The sequence below is a fragment of the Dyadobacter sp. HNCC25DJ183 genome (genome assembly GCF_056895175.1).
The window spans coordinates 590,896-606,034 of sequence record NZ_JBXHAP010000002.1; the positions used below are offsets into that span (position 1 = coordinate 590,896).

14 protein-coding genes are annotated in these 15,139 nt (G+C 46.3%); 5 read left to right on the forward strand and 9 right to left on the reverse strand.

Translation table 11 applies throughout. The features are described 5' to 3' along the window. Positions 1-89: 89 nt before the first annotated feature. Together AC1XTG_RS06545 and AC1XTG_RS06550 are read right to left on the reverse strand one after the other, a co-directional pair. Positions 90-1,091, reverse strand: a complete 1,002-nt coding sequence (locus AC1XTG_RS06545) for a FecR family protein (protein ID WP_484841400.1) — start codon at positions 1,089-1,091, stop codon at positions 90-92. A gap of 16 nt (positions 1,092-1,107) precedes the next feature. Then, positions 1,108-1,662: an RNA polymerase sigma factor gene (locus tag AC1XTG_RS06550; RefSeq protein WP_484841401.1), complete on the reverse strand. Its 555-nt coding sequence runs from the start codon at positions 1,660-1,662 to the stop codon at positions 1,108-1,110. A 172-nt stretch (positions 1,663-1,834) separates the two neighbouring features. Between AC1XTG_RS06550 and guaB the strand changes: the two genes are divergently transcribed. Beyond that, a complete protein-coding gene (gene guaB / locus AC1XTG_RS06555; protein WP_484841402.1) occupies positions 1,835-3,307 on the forward strand; it encodes an IMP dehydrogenase in 1,473 nt (490 codons plus the stop codon). 190 nt (positions 3,308-3,497) lie between these two features. Here the strand turns inward: guaB and AC1XTG_RS06560 are convergent, their stop codons facing one another. Further along, positions 3,498-4,154: a DedA family protein gene (locus AC1XTG_RS06560; RefSeq protein ID WP_056280274.1), complete on the reverse strand. Its 657-nt coding sequence runs from the start codon at positions 4,152-4,154 to the stop codon at positions 3,498-3,500. 32 nt (positions 4,155-4,186) lie between these two features. Next, positions 4,187-4,981 carry a phosphosulfolactate synthase gene (locus AC1XTG_RS06565; RefSeq protein WP_056280276.1) on the reverse strand — a complete coding sequence of 265 codons (795 nt, stop codon included), beginning with the start codon at positions 4,979-4,981 and terminating at the stop codon, positions 4,187-4,189. Between the two features lie 192 nt (positions 4,982-5,173). On the opposite strand from AC1XTG_RS06565, the gene AC1XTG_RS06570 reads away from it, so the two are divergent. From AC1XTG_RS06570 to AC1XTG_RS06585, 4 genes are all read left to right on the forward strand, one after another. Continuing rightward, positions 5,174-5,626 (forward strand): PaaI family thioesterase, encoded by a 453-nt coding sequence (locus AC1XTG_RS06570; RefSeq protein ID WP_310589168.1) that lies wholly within the window; start codon positions 5,174-5,176, stop codon positions 5,624-5,626. Positions 5,627-5,651: 25 nt separating this feature from the next. Next, positions 5,652-6,485, forward strand: coding sequence for a nucleoside triphosphate pyrophosphohydrolase (gene mazG, locus AC1XTG_RS06575; RefSeq protein ID WP_056280282.1), 834 nt, complete (start codon positions 5,652-5,654; stop codon positions 6,483-6,485). A gap of 99 nt (positions 6,486-6,584) precedes the next feature. Next, positions 6,585-7,088 carry a DUF7201 family protein gene (locus AC1XTG_RS06580; protein ID WP_484841403.1) on the forward strand — a complete coding sequence of 168 codons (504 nt, stop codon included), beginning with the start codon at positions 6,585-6,587 and terminating at the stop codon, positions 7,086-7,088. A 1-nt stretch (position 7,089) separates the two neighbouring features. Continuing rightward, positions 7,090-7,755, forward strand: coding sequence for a thiamine diphosphokinase (locus AC1XTG_RS06585; protein ID WP_484841404.1), 666 nt, complete (start codon positions 7,090-7,092; stop codon positions 7,753-7,755). Here the strand turns inward: AC1XTG_RS06585 and AC1XTG_RS06590 are convergent. From AC1XTG_RS06590 to AC1XTG_RS06610, 5 genes are all read right to left on the reverse strand, one after another. Continuing rightward, entirely contained in the window at positions 7,750-9,393 is a 1,644-nt protein-coding gene (locus AC1XTG_RS06590; RefSeq protein ID WP_484841405.1) for a M1 family metallopeptidase, read from the reverse strand. The two genes, AC1XTG_RS06585 and AC1XTG_RS06590, sit on opposite strands and share 6 nt — an antisense overlap. A gap of 18 nt (positions 9,394-9,411) precedes the next feature. Further along, positions 9,412-10,392: a Kelch repeat-containing protein gene (locus AC1XTG_RS06595; protein WP_082489074.1), complete on the reverse strand. Its 981-nt coding sequence runs from the start codon at positions 10,390-10,392 to the stop codon at positions 9,412-9,414. 144 nt (positions 10,393-10,536) lie between these two features. After that, positions 10,537-11,913: a glucoamylase family protein gene (locus tag AC1XTG_RS06600; protein WP_484841406.1), complete on the reverse strand. Its 1,377-nt coding sequence runs from the start codon at positions 11,911-11,913 to the stop codon at positions 10,537-10,539. A gap of 19 nt (positions 11,914-11,932) precedes the next feature. Further along, positions 11,933-13,606: a glucoamylase family protein gene (locus tag AC1XTG_RS06605; protein WP_484841407.1), complete on the reverse strand. Its 1,674-nt coding sequence runs from the start codon at positions 13,604-13,606 to the stop codon at positions 11,933-11,935. Positions 13,607-13,644: 38 nt separating this feature from the next. Further along, positions 13,645-15,138 (reverse strand): RagB/SusD family nutrient uptake outer membrane protein, encoded by a 1,494-nt coding sequence (locus AC1XTG_RS06610; protein WP_484841408.1) that lies wholly within the window; start codon positions 15,136-15,138, stop codon positions 13,645-13,647. Between the last annotated feature and the right edge of the window lies 1 nt (position 15,139).

Sequence of the window (15,139 nt, forward strand, 5' to 3'; positions counted from 1 at the left end):
TGCATAGTTTTAAAGGTTTTTGTTTTAAGAGGCAAAGACAACTGTTTATTGCGGCGGTGATGTTCGAGCATCACCGCCATTTAAGGTTATTAATCCATACAACCTGCACCCTGGACAAACAGGGCAGTTCCGCGTCGCTCATAGGAAATGTTGGCCGACTTGCAGATCAGGTCAAGCTGCTGGAACAAGGTTAGTCCATTTAAATCCCCGGTGAAAAGGCAGGAATCTGCCGTATCGTTTTCGAGCACGATATCGATTCCGTACGATTTTTCAAGGGCTGAGAAAACATTTTTAACAGGAATGTCCGCGAAAGAAAGCCCGTGTTCCGTTTCGGCCGCCGGGATTACCAGCAGCGGGTTTTCAACAATCGACAATTCCATTTTCCTCGATTTTTTATCAAAAACAATGCGCTGGTTCGGTGTTAATATTACCCCGTTCCTGTTAGCAGTACCGTTGTCCGAGCCTTCATAAACGGATACTCTTCCCGATTTTACCTGCACTTCTACCGAGCCGGACTTGTCATACGATTTTACGTTGAAACTGGTGCCCAGCACCTTGGTTACCAAATTTCCGGTGGACACGATGAAAGGTTTGGCAGTGTTTCTTTTAATCTGGAAAAAAGCTTCGCCATGGAGGTAAACAGTCCGGTTTTTGTTGCCAAAATGCGACGGGTAACTCAAACTGCTATTTTTCTTCAATGTAACCACGCTGCCGTCTTCCAATGTAAACGGGTGCGCCTTGCCGGATGTATTCCTGATCTCAACCAGTTCATTGCGGTTATCAGTCTCCGCCGCTGCGAATGTTTCAGATTGACTTTCTTTCGCTATGAAAAACCAGGTACCTGCAACCAACAGAACAGAAGCCGCCGCCGCCAACCAGGGTAACGATCTTTGAAAAAGCGTTTTCCCGAATGCAGACCGGAGCACCCGGCCCTTCAATTTTCTACCAATAATCTCTTTTTCATTTTCAAAAACGGGCGTTTCATCCAGAGGGTTTGCTTTCAGGTACTCCATAATAAAGTCCTCTTCCTCGGGAGAATGCTGCCCTGACAAATACCGGTTTAAAGTTTTTTGAAAATCGTATTGGTTCATTAGTTGTTGAGAATGCTCAATTATCGGTTTGGTAAATCCACAGATCGTCTTTCAGTAATTTGAGCGACCTGGTAATGTGGTATTCCACCGCCTTCTCTGAAATGTGAAGTTCTTTGGCAATGCTTTTGACCGATTGATTTTCAAATCTGCTCAGCTGAAAAACGCGGCTGGTTTTTGCAGGCAGTTTTTTCATAGCCCGGTCAATCGCCGCCGAAAGATCATTGAATTGGACATTGTCTTCGGTGGAAGAAATCTCCTGCATTTTATTAAGAAGTACGTATTCCTGATATTTCCGCCAGGTAATGCGCGATTTCACAAGGTTTGTGATCAGGTATTTGAGCGAAATGACGAGGTAGGAGCTCAAATGTTTGATGTTGCTTTCCAGCCTTCTGTTCCAAAGGCTTTCGAACAAATCGTGCACCAACTCTTCCGCTTCTTCTTTCGAACCTGTCTGGTGATATGAAATGCAGAACAGCTTGTACCAGTACCGGTTATAGATCTCTTCAAAAGCAGGTTTGCTGCTTTGAGAGAGCTGAGTCACCAGCTGTTCGTCGGTCAATATTGGCTTCATCAAGTGCCCGCAAGTATGGGAATACAAAGGTATAGTCAATTAACCGGCTATAACCCCTAAACCGTTTTACCTTTTTTTTAATAATTTTTAAGAACAGTTGTTTTGTACTTTTTTTGGTCGACTCCAAACTTATAGCTAATTTTGCCCTGCAAATAACAATCGTTTATTTGCTATGAGCACAGACCCATCCAAAGTCCTCTTCGAGGCCCTCACTTACGACGACGTTCTTCTAATACCTGGCTATTCAGAAATTCTTCCTCGCAATACAACAACTAAAACCAAGCTTACGCGTAACATCGAGCTGAACATTCCATTGGTATCAGCAGCGATGGACACTGTAACCGAATTTGACCTTGCTATCGCAATGGCTCAGGAAGGCGGTATTGGAATAATCCATAAGAACATGAGCCTGGAAGCGCAGGCTGAGCAGGTGCGGAAAGTGAAAAGGTCTGAGAGCGGAATGATCCTCGATCCGATCACGCTCAACGATACTGCAACACTTGGCGATGCACACCAGATTATGCGTGAATTCAAAATCGGCGGTATCCCGGTGATTGACAAGGATCACAAGCTGGTTGGTATCCTCACGAACCGTGACTTGCGTTTTCAAAAGGAAATGACCAAGCCGGTTACGGAGATTATGACGAAAGAAAACCTGATCACGGCTTCCGACGGCTTATCACTCGACGACGCTGAGAAGGTCTTGCAAGAGTACAAAATTGAAAAGCTCCCGATCGTTGATTCAGAGTATCGTTTGACTGGTTTGATTACCTACAAGGATATCCTGAAACGCAAATCCCACCCAAATGCATGTAAAGACGAATACGGCCGCCTCCGTGTAGGAGCAGCAGTAGGTGTTACTGCCGATCTTCTGAAACGGGTTGAAGCATTGGTTAAAGCTGGTGTGGACGTGATCAGCCTTGATACTGCACACGGACATTCAGCAGGTGTAATAGCGGCTTTGAAGTCTGTTAAAGCACAATTTCCGAAACTGGACGTAATCGCAGGTAATGTTGCTACCGGCGAAGGCGCCAAGGCGCTGGCCGACGCAGGTGCTGATGCGGTGAAGGTAGGAGTGGGGCCAGGAAGTATCTGTACCACGCGGATTATCGCAGGTATCGGTGTTCCTCAGCTGACTGCAGTGATGTGGGCGGCAGAGGCATTGAAAGGAACAGATGTTCCAGTAATTGCTGACGGAGGTATCCGTTTTTCAGGAGATATGACAAAAGCGCTGGCTGGCGGAGCAAGTACGATCATGATCGGCTCGATGCTCGCAGGAAGCGACGAGGCACCAGGGGAAATTGTAATTTACGAAGGCAGGAAGTTTAAAGCCTATCGTGGAATGGGGTCGGTGGAAGCAATGGAAGATGGTTCGAAAGACCGTTATTTCCAGGATGCGGAAGACGATGTGAAAAAGCTGGTACCAGAAGGAATTGTCGGCCGAGTTCCATTCAAAGGAAAGGTTTCAGAGATTGTATATCAAATGGTAGGTGGCTTGAAGGCGGGAATGGGTTACTGCGGAGCGGGAGATATTGCAACTTTGCAAAAAGCCCAGTTCGTGAAAATCACTTCTGCCGGCGTAAAAGAAAGCCACCCGCACGATATCATGATTCAGAAGGAGGCGCCGAATTATTCGAGAAGCTAAGGAGGACATCGGCTGTCGGCTGTCAGACTTCGGCTTGTTAGCTGTTAGCTGTTAGCTTAAATAGATATCAAAGTACAAAGAAAATGCCTGGCTGTCAAACCAGGCATTTTTGTTTAAATTTTAAAAGAGCTAACGGCCAATAGCCAGCAAGTAAAAAAGCCGACAGCCGACAGCCGAAAGCCGAAGTTCTCTAAGCTACCCTCGGCTTCGCGAATTTGCTTTTGAAGTAGCCGAAAATCATTGGTAGTAATGAGAACCCGATGATGCCGAAAATGACAAGTTCGAAGTTCTTTTTAACAATCTCCATATTCCCGAAAAAGAAGCCCAGGAGTGTCAGTGAGGGTACCCAGAGGATTGCTCCGACGATGCAATAAACAATGTATTTGGAGTAGTTCATGCTTCCGGCTCCGGCCACAAATGGCGCCACGGTACGCACGATAGGAATGAACCGCGCCATGATCACGGTGCTTCCGCCGTGTTTTTCGTAAAATGCTTCTGTTTTTTCCAGGTATTCCCTTTTCAGGAAAAGAATTCGTTCCCGCTTTTTGATTTCCCCGCCCAGTTTTTTCCCTACAAAATAGTTAAGGTTATCTCCCAGCAGTGCGGCTATAATAAGAATGATAATGATAAGCCAGACATTCAGACCGGTACTTTCATTGGCAGCAATGGCGCCGGCGGCGAATAACAGCGAATCGCCAGGTAGAAGCGGCATGATAACGAGTCCGGTTTCTGTAAATACGATCAGAAAAAGGATCAGATAGGTAAGCGTTCCGTACTGCTGGACAATGTCGAAAAGGTGCTTGTCCAGGTGGAGGAAAATGTCAATAAACTGCCTCAGAAATTCCATAGCTAAATTGAGTGAGTGAAAAAGCGTCTTACTTATTTGGAATCAATTTTCCATTTTTGTTTAGTCTTCGCATTCAGGAAGTGGTTGAACGTATCCCCACGCAATCCAAGGCGGATTGTTTCAAGCGGGATCAGCTCACTTGGTGCAATGTTTCCGAGATTCACGTTTGCGCCCAGCAGTTTGACAAACCAGACTTGCTGTGACTTCTGCGGTGCTTCCCAAAGCATATCTTCGAATGCAATTTCGGTAAGGATCTCTTCCACCAGGCCCTGGCGCACTTCACCGCTTGCACGGAACAAACCTACATTACCCGATTCGCGGGCTTCGCCAATTACCTTCCATGCACCAGCCTGTAGTTCGGATTTGATCAGCTGTATCCATTTATAAGGAGGGATGATTTTGTTCTCGTCCTTTGAACCTACTTCCGAAAGAACTGTAACCTGCTTGGACAATTTGTTGATGTATTCGCATTTAACATCCTGCGGCATTTCAATGGAACCGTCAGAAACTTCTGCGTATTTTAAATCGTATTTATCAAGCAGTTTCCGGTAATCGTCAAATTGGTTTCTTACAACAAACGCTTCAAACAAAGTACCACCAAAGTAGACCGGAATGTTGGCACTCTTGTAGACTGCCAGCTTTTCATTGAGATTGGGGCTGACATAAGAAGTTGCCCAGCCCAGCTTTACGATATCAATGTAAGGAGATGAAGTTGATAACATATCCTCTGTTTCCCTGATACTGAGCCCTTTATCCATTACCATTGTCAATCCCTTTTCACGGGGTTTTTGGGAACGGTCAGGAACCTGCGATAACGTAAAATTCATATATGGGTATGCTTTTATCTCTGGCAAAAACTCCGGTAAAGGTAGTAATAACCTTCAAAACATAGCAATTAAATCCACAATAATGACTTTGAACCATAGATATTTCTATGATAATTACTATTTTTAAAATCTCACTTTTCCGGGCCGGGCAACTATTTCTTTTTGCAATCAGGATCCCGGATCTTCATGATAATGGAAAACGAACGTATCAGTTTTTTGCGCCAGTATATAGGCAAGAATATGCAGCAGAATTTCTCCCCGGTAGCGCAGTGGCTCAATGGGAAGCTGTTGAACATCGAAGAGGGAATGATGCAGATCGAGTACCTCGTGAGGCCGGATATGTGTAATCCGATGGGTACGCTGCACGGCGGAATGGCGGCTACCATCCTGGATGAGATTGTGGGTACTATGGTTTTTGCGCTCGGCAGGGAGTATGCATTTACTTCCGTTAACCTCAACTGCGACTTCCTCAATCCCGCCTTTCCAGGTGATGTGCTCATTGCACATTCCAATATCGTGAGGGTTGGTAAAAACATTATTCATGTAGAGGGCAGGCTTACAACTCCCGAGGGCAAGATAATTGCCAAGTGCGCCAGCAACCTCATTCAGACCAGCTTTCAAATTCCTTCATTGGTCGCCAACTGACCTGGTTCAGCTTTATATTTGTTGTATGGAAAAACAATTCAGTGAGCTGACAGAAGCCCGCCAGCAACAGCTTATGGCTTTTGACAGGCTGCTAACTATTATGGATGAGCTCAGGGAGCAATGCCCCTGGGACCGGAAACAAACGCTGGAAAGTTTGCGGCACCTGACGATTGAAGAGACTTATGAGCTGTCGGATGCGATCCTGGATAACGATTTGCCCGAGATAAAAAAGGAACTTGGCGACGTGATGCTGCATTTGGTTTTTTATGCCAAAATAGCTTCTGAAAATGATCCTGAAAAAGCCTTTACTTTTGATATCAGGGATGTTTTGAATGCAATTTGCGACAAGCTGATTTCGCGTCATCCCCACATTTATGGCGACACGATCGCCGATTCGGAAGAGGCTGTGAAGCAGAACTGGGAGAAATTGAAGTTGAAGGAAGGTAACAAATCCGTTCTTTCAGGTGTACCAACCTCTTTGCCGGCTTTGGTAAAAGCAATGCGCATTCAGGAAAAAGCAAGAGGGGCCGGATTCGATTGGGACGAGAAGCAGCAGGTTTGGGAAAAGGTACAGGAGGAATTACAGGAATTCAAAGCGCATTTCGATATTGAATCCGGGGACACAATTGATCAGAAAGAGGCAGAAGGAGAGTTTGGAGACCTGCTTTTTTCACTTGTCAATTATTCGCGTTTTGTAGATATTAATCCGGAAACTGCATTGGAACGGACTAACAAGAAGTTTATACGGCGCTTTCAGTTTTTGGAAGAAGCTTCCAAAGCAGACGGTAAATCGCTGTCAGATATGTCGCTCGAAGAAATGGACGAGTACTGGAATAGGGCGAAGGAATTAGGGGTTTGAACCGTTGGAAAATTCCCTTATCAATAGATTGTTCGTTGTTGTTTTTGTAAGGATATTGTCGGCGTCTTACCAACACTATACTTACTAACGCACACGAATATGTATATCGAAGAACGGATTGATCTGGCAGAAATCAGCCTTGTTGAACATGGAAAACAGATTGAAATGATAGCAACCGGCCTGGCAACCCTTACAACCCTTGTTTATACCGGCTTTGCCGAAATGAGGGAGGAGTTTGTCCAGGTACATAAACGGATTGACAATCTTGAAATCAGGTTTAACAAGCTAGAAGACAAGGTTGATCGACTCGAAATTAGAATTGACAGGTTGGAGGTCCGGCTGGACAAAGTGGAGGCCAGGCTTGCCAAAGTCGAGGAGCGTCTGGATAAAATCGAGGAGCGTCTGGATAAAATTGATGCGCGGCTTTACAAAGTAGAGGAGCGCCTGGATAAAATAGACGCTTATTTGCATAAAATTGAGGCTCGCCTTGATAATCTTGAATCTCGCTTTGATAATTTGGAAGCCCGATTTGATAGGTTCGAAACCAAGATGGATCAGCGGTTCGATGAATTGATTATGCTGGTCAGAAGTTTGAAAAATTGAAATGTCCTCACACCATATAGTAAAAGAAAAGCAGGAGCCGGCGCTGATTATCGCCAACGGAGAAGCATGCAGTGAAGAACTGCTTGGGCAGCTGCTTGAATGGAGCCCGTTTATCGTTGTGCTGGATAATGCGATTTATCGCGTATTGGAGCTCGGGATCAAGATTGATGTCTGGCTCGGAGACTTTGATGATCCCCATGATTTTGAAGCGATCCGGGAGCGACAGCATCCGATTGAAATCGTCAATACACCGGATACTGAGAAAACGGATCTTGAAAAAGGCATCGATTTTCTGATCGAAAGGGGCTTTCCGGCAGCTAATATCGTGTGGGCAACCGGGCGTCGGGCAGATCATGCTGTAACCAACATTACCAATCTGGTGCGCTATAAGGATAGGATCAGACTCGTCATGTTCGACGATTATTCAAAGATATTCCCGCTTACAGGTACTTTCGAAAAGTGGTATGTAGCAGGTACCCCCATTTCATTGATACCGGTAGGAATTGTGGAAGGTATTGAAACTGCCGGTTTGAAATACAACCTGAAAAACGAAACATTGACCCTTGGCCACCGGGCCGGCAACAGTAATGAAGCCGAGTCCGATGGTTTGGTAAGAATTTCAGCTCAAAAGGGTGATATGCTGATAATGGAATGTTGGGATCTATAAAGAAGCCTTTACTTCCTTCGCCTCCACGTAAAAATTCGGGTCAACTGTCAGCGTCTTTTCTGACTTTGTTTTAAGCGTCTTCCATTCGGTAGTTGGATAGATAAAGTCTTCTTTTCCTGCTCCTATCTGCACTTTTACCGGCATATCAAAGCCCTCAACTACGTTGCTCCACCGGTATTGCATTCCTTTTGATCCAAATGCATATTCCAATGCAGGGATGCGGGTATCGCGCAGGTACTGGTCAAATACTTTGCCCAGCTTTTTGCCGGACTTATCACTTACATAAGCCTCGATCTGAGCACCGTCAACGGTTTGGTGGTAGAAAGTTTTGTTCAATCCCCGTAAAACCTGTCTCCACTTTTCATCATCATTCACAACCTGCCGTATCGTATGCAGCATATTGCCGCCTTTGTAGTACATATCCTTTGAGCCTTCCTGGTTCACACCATAGATTCCGACAATCGGCGACTCATTTGCAATAAGCTTTCTGGTGCCGATCACGTACTCAGCACCTGCCTTTTTGCCAAAATAGTATTCAGTATAAAGGTTTTCCGAGTAGTTGGTGAAACTTTCGTGGACCCACATGTCTGCAACATCTTTGTAGGTAATGTTGTTGGCAAACCATTCATGACCGCTTTCGTGAATGATAATGAAATCCCATTTCAAACCCCAGCCCGTGCCGGAAAGATCTTTACCACGATAGCCCATCTGGTAACCGTTTCCGTAGGTTACCGAACTCTGGTGCTCCATTCCGAGGTATGGAACTTCAACTAGCTTATAGCCATCCTCATAAAATGGGTATGGGCCAAACCAATGCTCGAACGCTTTCAGCATCATGGGCGCCTGTTTAAATTGCTCTTTCGCTTTTTCGAGATTCTTGGGAAGAACATAATAGCTAAGCTGCAAATCGCCCTTTTCGCCCTTGTATGTTTCTTTCCAGCTCACATATTCTGCGACATTCATATTCACCCCGTAGTTATTGATCGGATTCTTTACCGCCCAGTTGAAAGTGCGCGTGTTATCATCATTTTCCACAACAGATAGCAGATTCCCATTTGAAACATCCGTCATATTCTTCGGAACGGTAATGCTGATCTTCATGCTGTCGGGCTCGTCGTACATGTGATCCTTGCAGGGCCACCAAACGCTGGATCCCAGTCCCTGACATGAAGTAGATATAATTGTATTTCCTTTTCCATCAGGTATCCATTGCACGCCACCGTCCCAAGGCGGATTTTTTGCAAGCCGCGGTTTTCCTGAATAGAAAACTTCAATTGTTTCGGTTTTGCCGGTTTCCTGCTTTTTCCTCAGGTCAACGAAGAATGCATTGCCGTCACGTCTGAATTCCAGCGATTCACCATCCTGAGTAACTTTGCTGATTTGAAGCGGCTGCTGCAGATCAACCTGAATGCTTTGATTCGGTTGAATTACTTTATAAGTAATGGAAGTGCTGCCCGTCAGAGTACTGTCTTTGGCATTGGGAGTGACTTTGAGATGGTAGTAAGTCAAATCCCACCACGCGCGCTGCGGTGTGATGGCGCCCCGCAATGTGTCGGCATGTGTAAATTTCTGATTTTGTGAAAAGCCGGAAGTTGCCGCAGAAAGCAGGAGCAGCAACATGGAATGGCGTAGTTTCATTCGGTAGTTTTGGATTAATTATTTACTCAGTACTTCCATATCATTCAGCTCTGGTCCGCCTCCCCGGTTGGCAGATCCTGCTGCGACGTATATCTTTTTATTCAGAATTACTGCGCCTGTACCGTGGCGACCCTGGTGCAGCGCAGGTAACTTTTCCCATTTGTTTGTCTTCGGGTTAAATGCTTCCACTTCATTGTGTGCCTCTGTGTGTGCAACACTCTCACCGCCGATCACAACAATCTTGTTATCATAAACCACCGTCATATTTCCTGCCCGCAACGTAGGGAGGTTGTTTTCGGCCTGGAGGGTAGTCCATTTACTTGTTTTAAAATCAAAAACATCCACTTCCGCGATTACGGTATTCAATACCTGATTGATTCTCGCGGTTGATAACCTTCCGCCTGCAACATACATTTTATCGTTTAGTACTGCCACCTGAACATGGTCTCTGGGGCGGGGAGCATCGGGCAGCGTTTTCCAGGTACCTGTGGCGGGATCAAATTCATCGAACCAGGTAACCTGTCCATCCCAGTGTCCGTCCTGAATACCACATACGAGATAAATCTTGTCGTTCATGACAAATGCCCCGGCCGCGCCTCTACGCCTGTTCTCCGGAATAGGTGCGCCTTTCCGCCATTCGTTTTTGGCAGGATTGAAAATGTAAATGTCCGGTATAGGGATCTCGTGGGGATATCCGCCTGTAAATGCGCCCAGTACGTAGATCTCGTTCTTATAAGTGACAGCCTGAAAGTGGCTCATTTCAAGCGGACTCGGCGCCAGGCTTGTCCATGCATCTTTTTTGAAATCATATTCATCAACGGGCTTGATGCCCCGTCCACCCAGAAGGTATAGCTTTCCATTCGCAGTGGCCATTGCATTTTCATGCCGCTTTACGGGAAGATTCTCCGGCTCCGAAACCTGCCATATCTGTGCATTTGCAGAAGCAAAAATGAGGTTGAACAGGAAAATATAACATACCTTATGATAGCAGGATTTCATAGCCAAAAGTGTTTGTGAGGATTAAGAATGCATAATTTCATGCGGTTCATTCTCAAAAAAGCACCATCAAGATACAATTATATTCCTTAAAACCGAAAGACCAGCCACTGGCTGGTCTTTCGGTTAATTTAGGTCAAAAACTTGTCAATTTTTACTACTTACCTGCAATGCGGGACTCTCAAATCCAAGCTTTTTCAACCCAGATTGAATGTCGCTATCTTTCATAAACAGCTTCCAGAGCAAGCCCGTACGGTAGTTCTCGATCATCACAATGATCGGTCCCTGATCTATGGCAAGATGTGATTTTGCATACCAGTTCTGCGACTCGTTGAATGCATCCACGAAACCGTATTCGCTCCATATCTTGTCGCCCAGATCATCATAAAAATGCCGGAGCGCCTTCATTGATTCTTTTGGAGTATATGGAAATGAGGAAAGTGCGGCAGTCGGCGTAATGGTACCAAAGTCGTTTGTCGGTGAGTGCGCATTGTACCCGTTATAGGTATCACTGGCAGTGAGTCCCCAGCTATTTTCACCGTATCCTTTAAACTTACCGGGATTGGCTACACAATGTTTATAGTTGATCAAAGTATGATTTACATTCTGCTCCCAATAATCAGCATATTGGTCTTTCAGCTGTCGCGGGTCCAATCCCAGAAATGAGTAGTGCGCGAAAAACAACGGGCCGCCGTAATCGAAGCCAAGTGGCAGCTTCACGCCGTGGTATTCTTTCCCATTTTTGAAGTGGTCACTTTGTGCCCAGCATTTGTGGTAAACCTGTGCGGAAACCGGGTAACGCGGGGAAGCCGCAGCCAGTATGTGCGTGATCAAAGCTTCATTATATCCCCGAAGCTCAAAATTCATCGCCCAGCCATGATTAGGGCTCCAATGCCAGTACAGCTGATTTGCATTTCCCTGCGTATACCAATCCCATTCAGCTTCGCTCCATAACCATTGAATGCGGTTTCGGAGATCACGTTCCACGTAGTTTTCACCGTCGAAATATTGCCTTGCAGCGAGCAATCCCTGGAACAAAAAGGATGATTCAACCAGGTCGCCGCCATCATCTTTTCTACCGAATGGAATTGTTTTTCCGGTTGCTCCATTGAGCCAGTGCGGGAAAATCCCATGGTAACTATCAGCTTTGGAAAGAAACTTCACCATTTTCAACAAGCGCGCGGCCACTGAGTCGCGTGGCTGCCACTTTCTTTCCGCCGCGACGATCATCGCCATAACACCAAAACCAGTTCCGCCGGTGGTTACTACTTCGTCGCCGTACTCAAAAGCGATATTGCTTCGCTCGCGTGACATGCCGCTTACGGGGTGGCCGAATTCCCAGAAGTAGCGGAAAGTCTGCTTCTGGACAAGTTCAAGTAATGTGGTATCTGACAGATTTTTCGGCCGGTCAGCGGCACTGAATGCCACTGTTTTTGCAGCAGTATTCTTCTTCTTTTGCGCGTTGCTATCCATGTTGGTGAACAGCAAAAATATTCCAAGAAGGTAATAACAGGATAACTTCATGATTGAGTAGTTAAATGTCTTAATTAATGTTCGGGCTTGTGAATCCCAGCTTTTTGAGGCCGGATTTAACTTCCGGATTGGTCATAAACAGCTTCCAGGGTAGCCCGCTTCTGTGATTTTCAATCATTATAATGATTGGTCCCTGGTCTATGGCCAGGTAAGAATCTGCAAACCAGAGATCCTTCAACGAGAATGCATCATGGAAACCGTATTCGCCCCACATCTTATCGCCAAGTTTGTAATAGAAGAACTTCAAGGCCTTCATCGACTCTGCCGGCGTGTAAGGAAATGAAGAAAGTGCCGCGGTCGGTGTGATAACGCCCTTGTCGCTGGCAGGGGAGTTGGCGTTGTAGCCAGCAGGAATGTCGCTGGCAGTCAATCCCCAGCATTGATCACTATATCCAAAGAATGCGCGCGGATTAGCAATGCAATAGTTGTAATTGATTAATGTATGATTTCTGTTTTGGGTAAAATAGGCAGCATACTGATCTTGGAGACCGGTCGGGTTTAACCCAAGAAATGAATAATGAGAAAAGAACAGCGGACCTCCATAAGGTTCTCCCAAAGGCAGCGGAATGTTGAAGTAGCTGTTTCCATTCTTCAACCCTCCGGAATTGGCCCAGCCCTTATCGTATACTTCCTTTGAAATACTGTGTGTAGGAGAGGAAGCAGCGAGCACGTAAGTGATCAGCGATTCGTTCCAGCCGCGGATCTGGTGGTTCATGTCCCAGCCAAAAGTCGGGCCCCAATGCCAGTAGAGTACCTTTTCATCGTTTTTTGTAAACCAATCCCATTCCACACCCTCCCAGATTGCAGTAATGTCCGCCCGCAGTTTGGCCTCGGCTGCATTGTTTGCATTAAAGTATTGCCTGGCTGTAAGCAGCCCCTGGATTAAAAAGGAAGTTTCAACCAGATCGGCCCCATTATCCTTCTCACTAAAAGGAACCACGGAACCAGTTCCTCCATTGAGCCAGTGAGGAAATGCGCCGTGAAATTTCTGCGTTTTGTCTTTCAGGAAGGCAGTAATCTTCTGCATTCTTTCAAGCCCGGCCGTACGTGTAATAAACTTGCGTTCAATCGCCACCGGAATTGTCATAATCCCGAATCCGCTTCCACCACTTGTGACAACATCGCCTGAGCTATTCCGTTCTCTGGCGAGTCCGCTCACCGGATGTGCAAAGTCCCAGAAGTATTTAAAGGTTTGCTGCTGCACCAAAGTGAGCAATGCGTCATCTGTGATCACCGGAAATTTGTCGGTACTATCAAGCTGAGTATGCAGGCTTAACGTAACTGCATTGGCAAGCGTCGCATTGGATTTTGATTTCAGCGCCGACGTGGCCGAAACCGTGTATGCATTGAGGAATTGGAGATTGCCGGTTGGTACAATTACAATGGTACTATCTCCATCTTCAAGCGTAGCAGAGAATGGCACCTTCTCACCTGAGTTTGCTACGAAAGTAAGTCCGCTGGCAAGAGACGCATCGCTGAGGGCAGAAGAAAATGTGAACCTGAGATTGGGTTTCAGGCTCACATCCGTGTATTCATAGCCTGAGAATGCACCATTTACATCCAGGCTGCTTAGTGTGAAAGTGGAGGGTTTCGCCGGAGCTGCCGGCTCAGGATCATCCTTTGTATTACAGGAAATCCCAAACCAGATCAAAGCTCCGAGAAGAACTAATTTTCTAAAAGGCATTATTTCTTTTAAACCCATCCACTCACTGTTCACTTCAATTAATAACCAGGGTTCTGCACCAGAAGTCCGCCGCTCAGGTCAATTTCGTTTTGCGGGATTGGCCAAACTTCATTCTTGTTCGCTTTCCAGCCTTTTGGTCCAAAGATCTGTGCAGCTCGTCCCTGGCGGATTACGTCAAAATATCTGTCAAACTCCATGGCCAGCTCAACATGCCGCTCACGCCAGATCGCATTCCGCAAAGCCGCTTTTTCCGTGGTTGTAACCTTTGGCAATACATTTTTCAAAGTACCTCTTGCGCGGGCACGAACCATTTCGAGCGACGCCAGGGCCTGAGTAGCATTTCCGAGTTCATTAGCAGCCTCTGCATTCATCAACAATACTTCGGCGTAACGTATAACGCGAATGTTCTGCTGAGCACCTTCATTAAAGCCTGTGATGAACATGCTGAATGGAACGTAGGATTTCTGGTTGTACATCGGGTTGTCACCGACCGCAGGTATCACATCACCGGCGGGAGTTGTTTCGCCGCGGAAAATGATTGTTGCGTCACGTCTCGGATCACCTGTTTCGAATGAATCAGCCAAAGCTTGTGTAGGTACATTGAAGCCCCAGCCTCCACCTACCACACCACGTACCCCCTGAACCTGCGAGTATTGCGAGTTAGACACGTCTTTATTCGACTCAACCAATGCATTCTGTATCTCAAAAATTGACTCAACAGAATTCTCATTCGGAACACGGAAAAGTGCTTCGTAAGAAGGGAAAAGAGAATATTGTCCCGAAGCAATCACCTGGTTAGTCAGGTCAAATACCTGCTGCCACTTTGCCTGGTACATCGCTACTTTTGCATGAAGGGACTGTGCGGCTCCTTTTGTTGCGCGACCGATGTCCGCTGCACCATAGCTAACCGGCAATGCTGCTGTTGCATCAGCCAAGTCCTGCTCAATAGCAGCGTAAACTTCCGCTTTCGGAGTACGGGGAATGTTATATTCGGTAGCATCCTTCGGCAATGTCAAACGAAGCGGTACGTCACCGAAAGCCCTGACCAGACGGAAGTAAGAATAAGCACGTACAAACTTGGCTTCCGCTATATAGCGGGTTTTCAATGCCTCGTCCATGCTGATCGCCGGAATGTTGGTAATTACCTGATTTGCGTAGTTGATGTTCTGGTACTGTCCCTCCCAGAATCCAAGCAGCTGTCCGTCAGTTGATCCTACCGTAAATTGATCGTACTGGTTAAAGAATGGAGCATCGGAAGCAGTCGAACCTTTCTCTGCATCGTCGGAACCTACACTTTCAATGGAGATCGCCGCAAATGCCGTGTTGTTCCAGCTACGGAGATTGGCATACATCGCATTGACTGCCTTTGTTGCATCTCCTTCATTTTGCCAGAAAACGGCGCCTGCCTGTTTTCCCTGCGGGTCTGTGTCCAGGAAGCTTTCGTCGCAAGCCGCTGGGATGATCAGCATACCAGCCAGCCCGAAATACATGCCGGCTTTTCTGATATGGTTTTTAAAATTGATATAATTCATG

Bases quoted from the DNA above. Each gene is read 5' to 3' on its own strand.
- AC1XTG_RS06545 (WP_484841400.1), bottom strand. From the start codon at position 1,091: ATGAACCAATACGATTTTCAAAAAACTTTAAACCGGTATTTGTCAGGG.
- AC1XTG_RS06550 (WP_484841401.1), bottom strand. From the start codon at position 1,662: ATGAAGCCAATATTGACCGACGAACAGCTGGTGACTCAGCTCTCTCAA.
- guaB (WP_484841402.1), top strand. From the start codon at position 1,835: ATGAGCACAGACCCATCCAAAGTCCTCTTCGAGGCCCTCACTTACGAC.
- AC1XTG_RS06560 (WP_056280274.1), bottom strand. From the start codon at position 4,154: ATGGAATTTCTGAGGCAGTTTATTGACATTTTCCTCCACCTGGACAAG.
- AC1XTG_RS06565 (WP_056280276.1), bottom strand. From the start codon at position 4,981: ATGAATTTTACGTTATCGCAGGTTCCTGACCGTTCCCAAAAACCCCGT.
- AC1XTG_RS06570 (WP_310589168.1), top strand. From the start codon at position 5,174: ATGGAAAACGAACGTATCAGTTTTTTGCGCCAGTATATAGGCAAGAAT.
- mazG (WP_056280282.1), top strand. From the start codon at position 5,652: ATGGAAAAACAATTCAGTGAGCTGACAGAAGCCCGCCAGCAACAGCTT.
- AC1XTG_RS06580 (WP_484841403.1), top strand. From the start codon at position 6,585: ATGTATATCGAAGAACGGATTGATCTGGCAGAAATCAGCCTTGTTGAA.
- AC1XTG_RS06585 (WP_484841404.1), top strand. From the start codon at position 7,090: ATGTCCTCACACCATATAGTAAAAGAAAAGCAGGAGCCGGCGCTGATT.
- AC1XTG_RS06590 (WP_484841405.1), bottom strand. From the start codon at position 9,393: ATGAAACTACGCCATTCCATGTTGCTGCTCCTGCTTTCTGCGGCAACT.
- AC1XTG_RS06595 (WP_082489074.1), bottom strand. From the start codon at position 10,392: ATGAAATCCTGCTATCATAAGGTATGTTATATTTTCCTGTTCAACCTC.
- AC1XTG_RS06600 (WP_484841406.1), bottom strand. From the start codon at position 11,913: ATGAAGTTATCCTGTTATTACCTTCTTGGAATATTTTTGCTGTTCACC.
- AC1XTG_RS06605 (WP_484841407.1), bottom strand. From the start codon at position 13,606: ATGCCTTTTAGAAAATTAGTTCTTCTCGGAGCTTTGATCTGGTTTGGG.
- AC1XTG_RS06610 (WP_484841408.1), bottom strand. From the start codon at position 15,138: ATGAATTATATCAATTTTAAAAACCATATCAGAAAAGCCGGCATGTAT.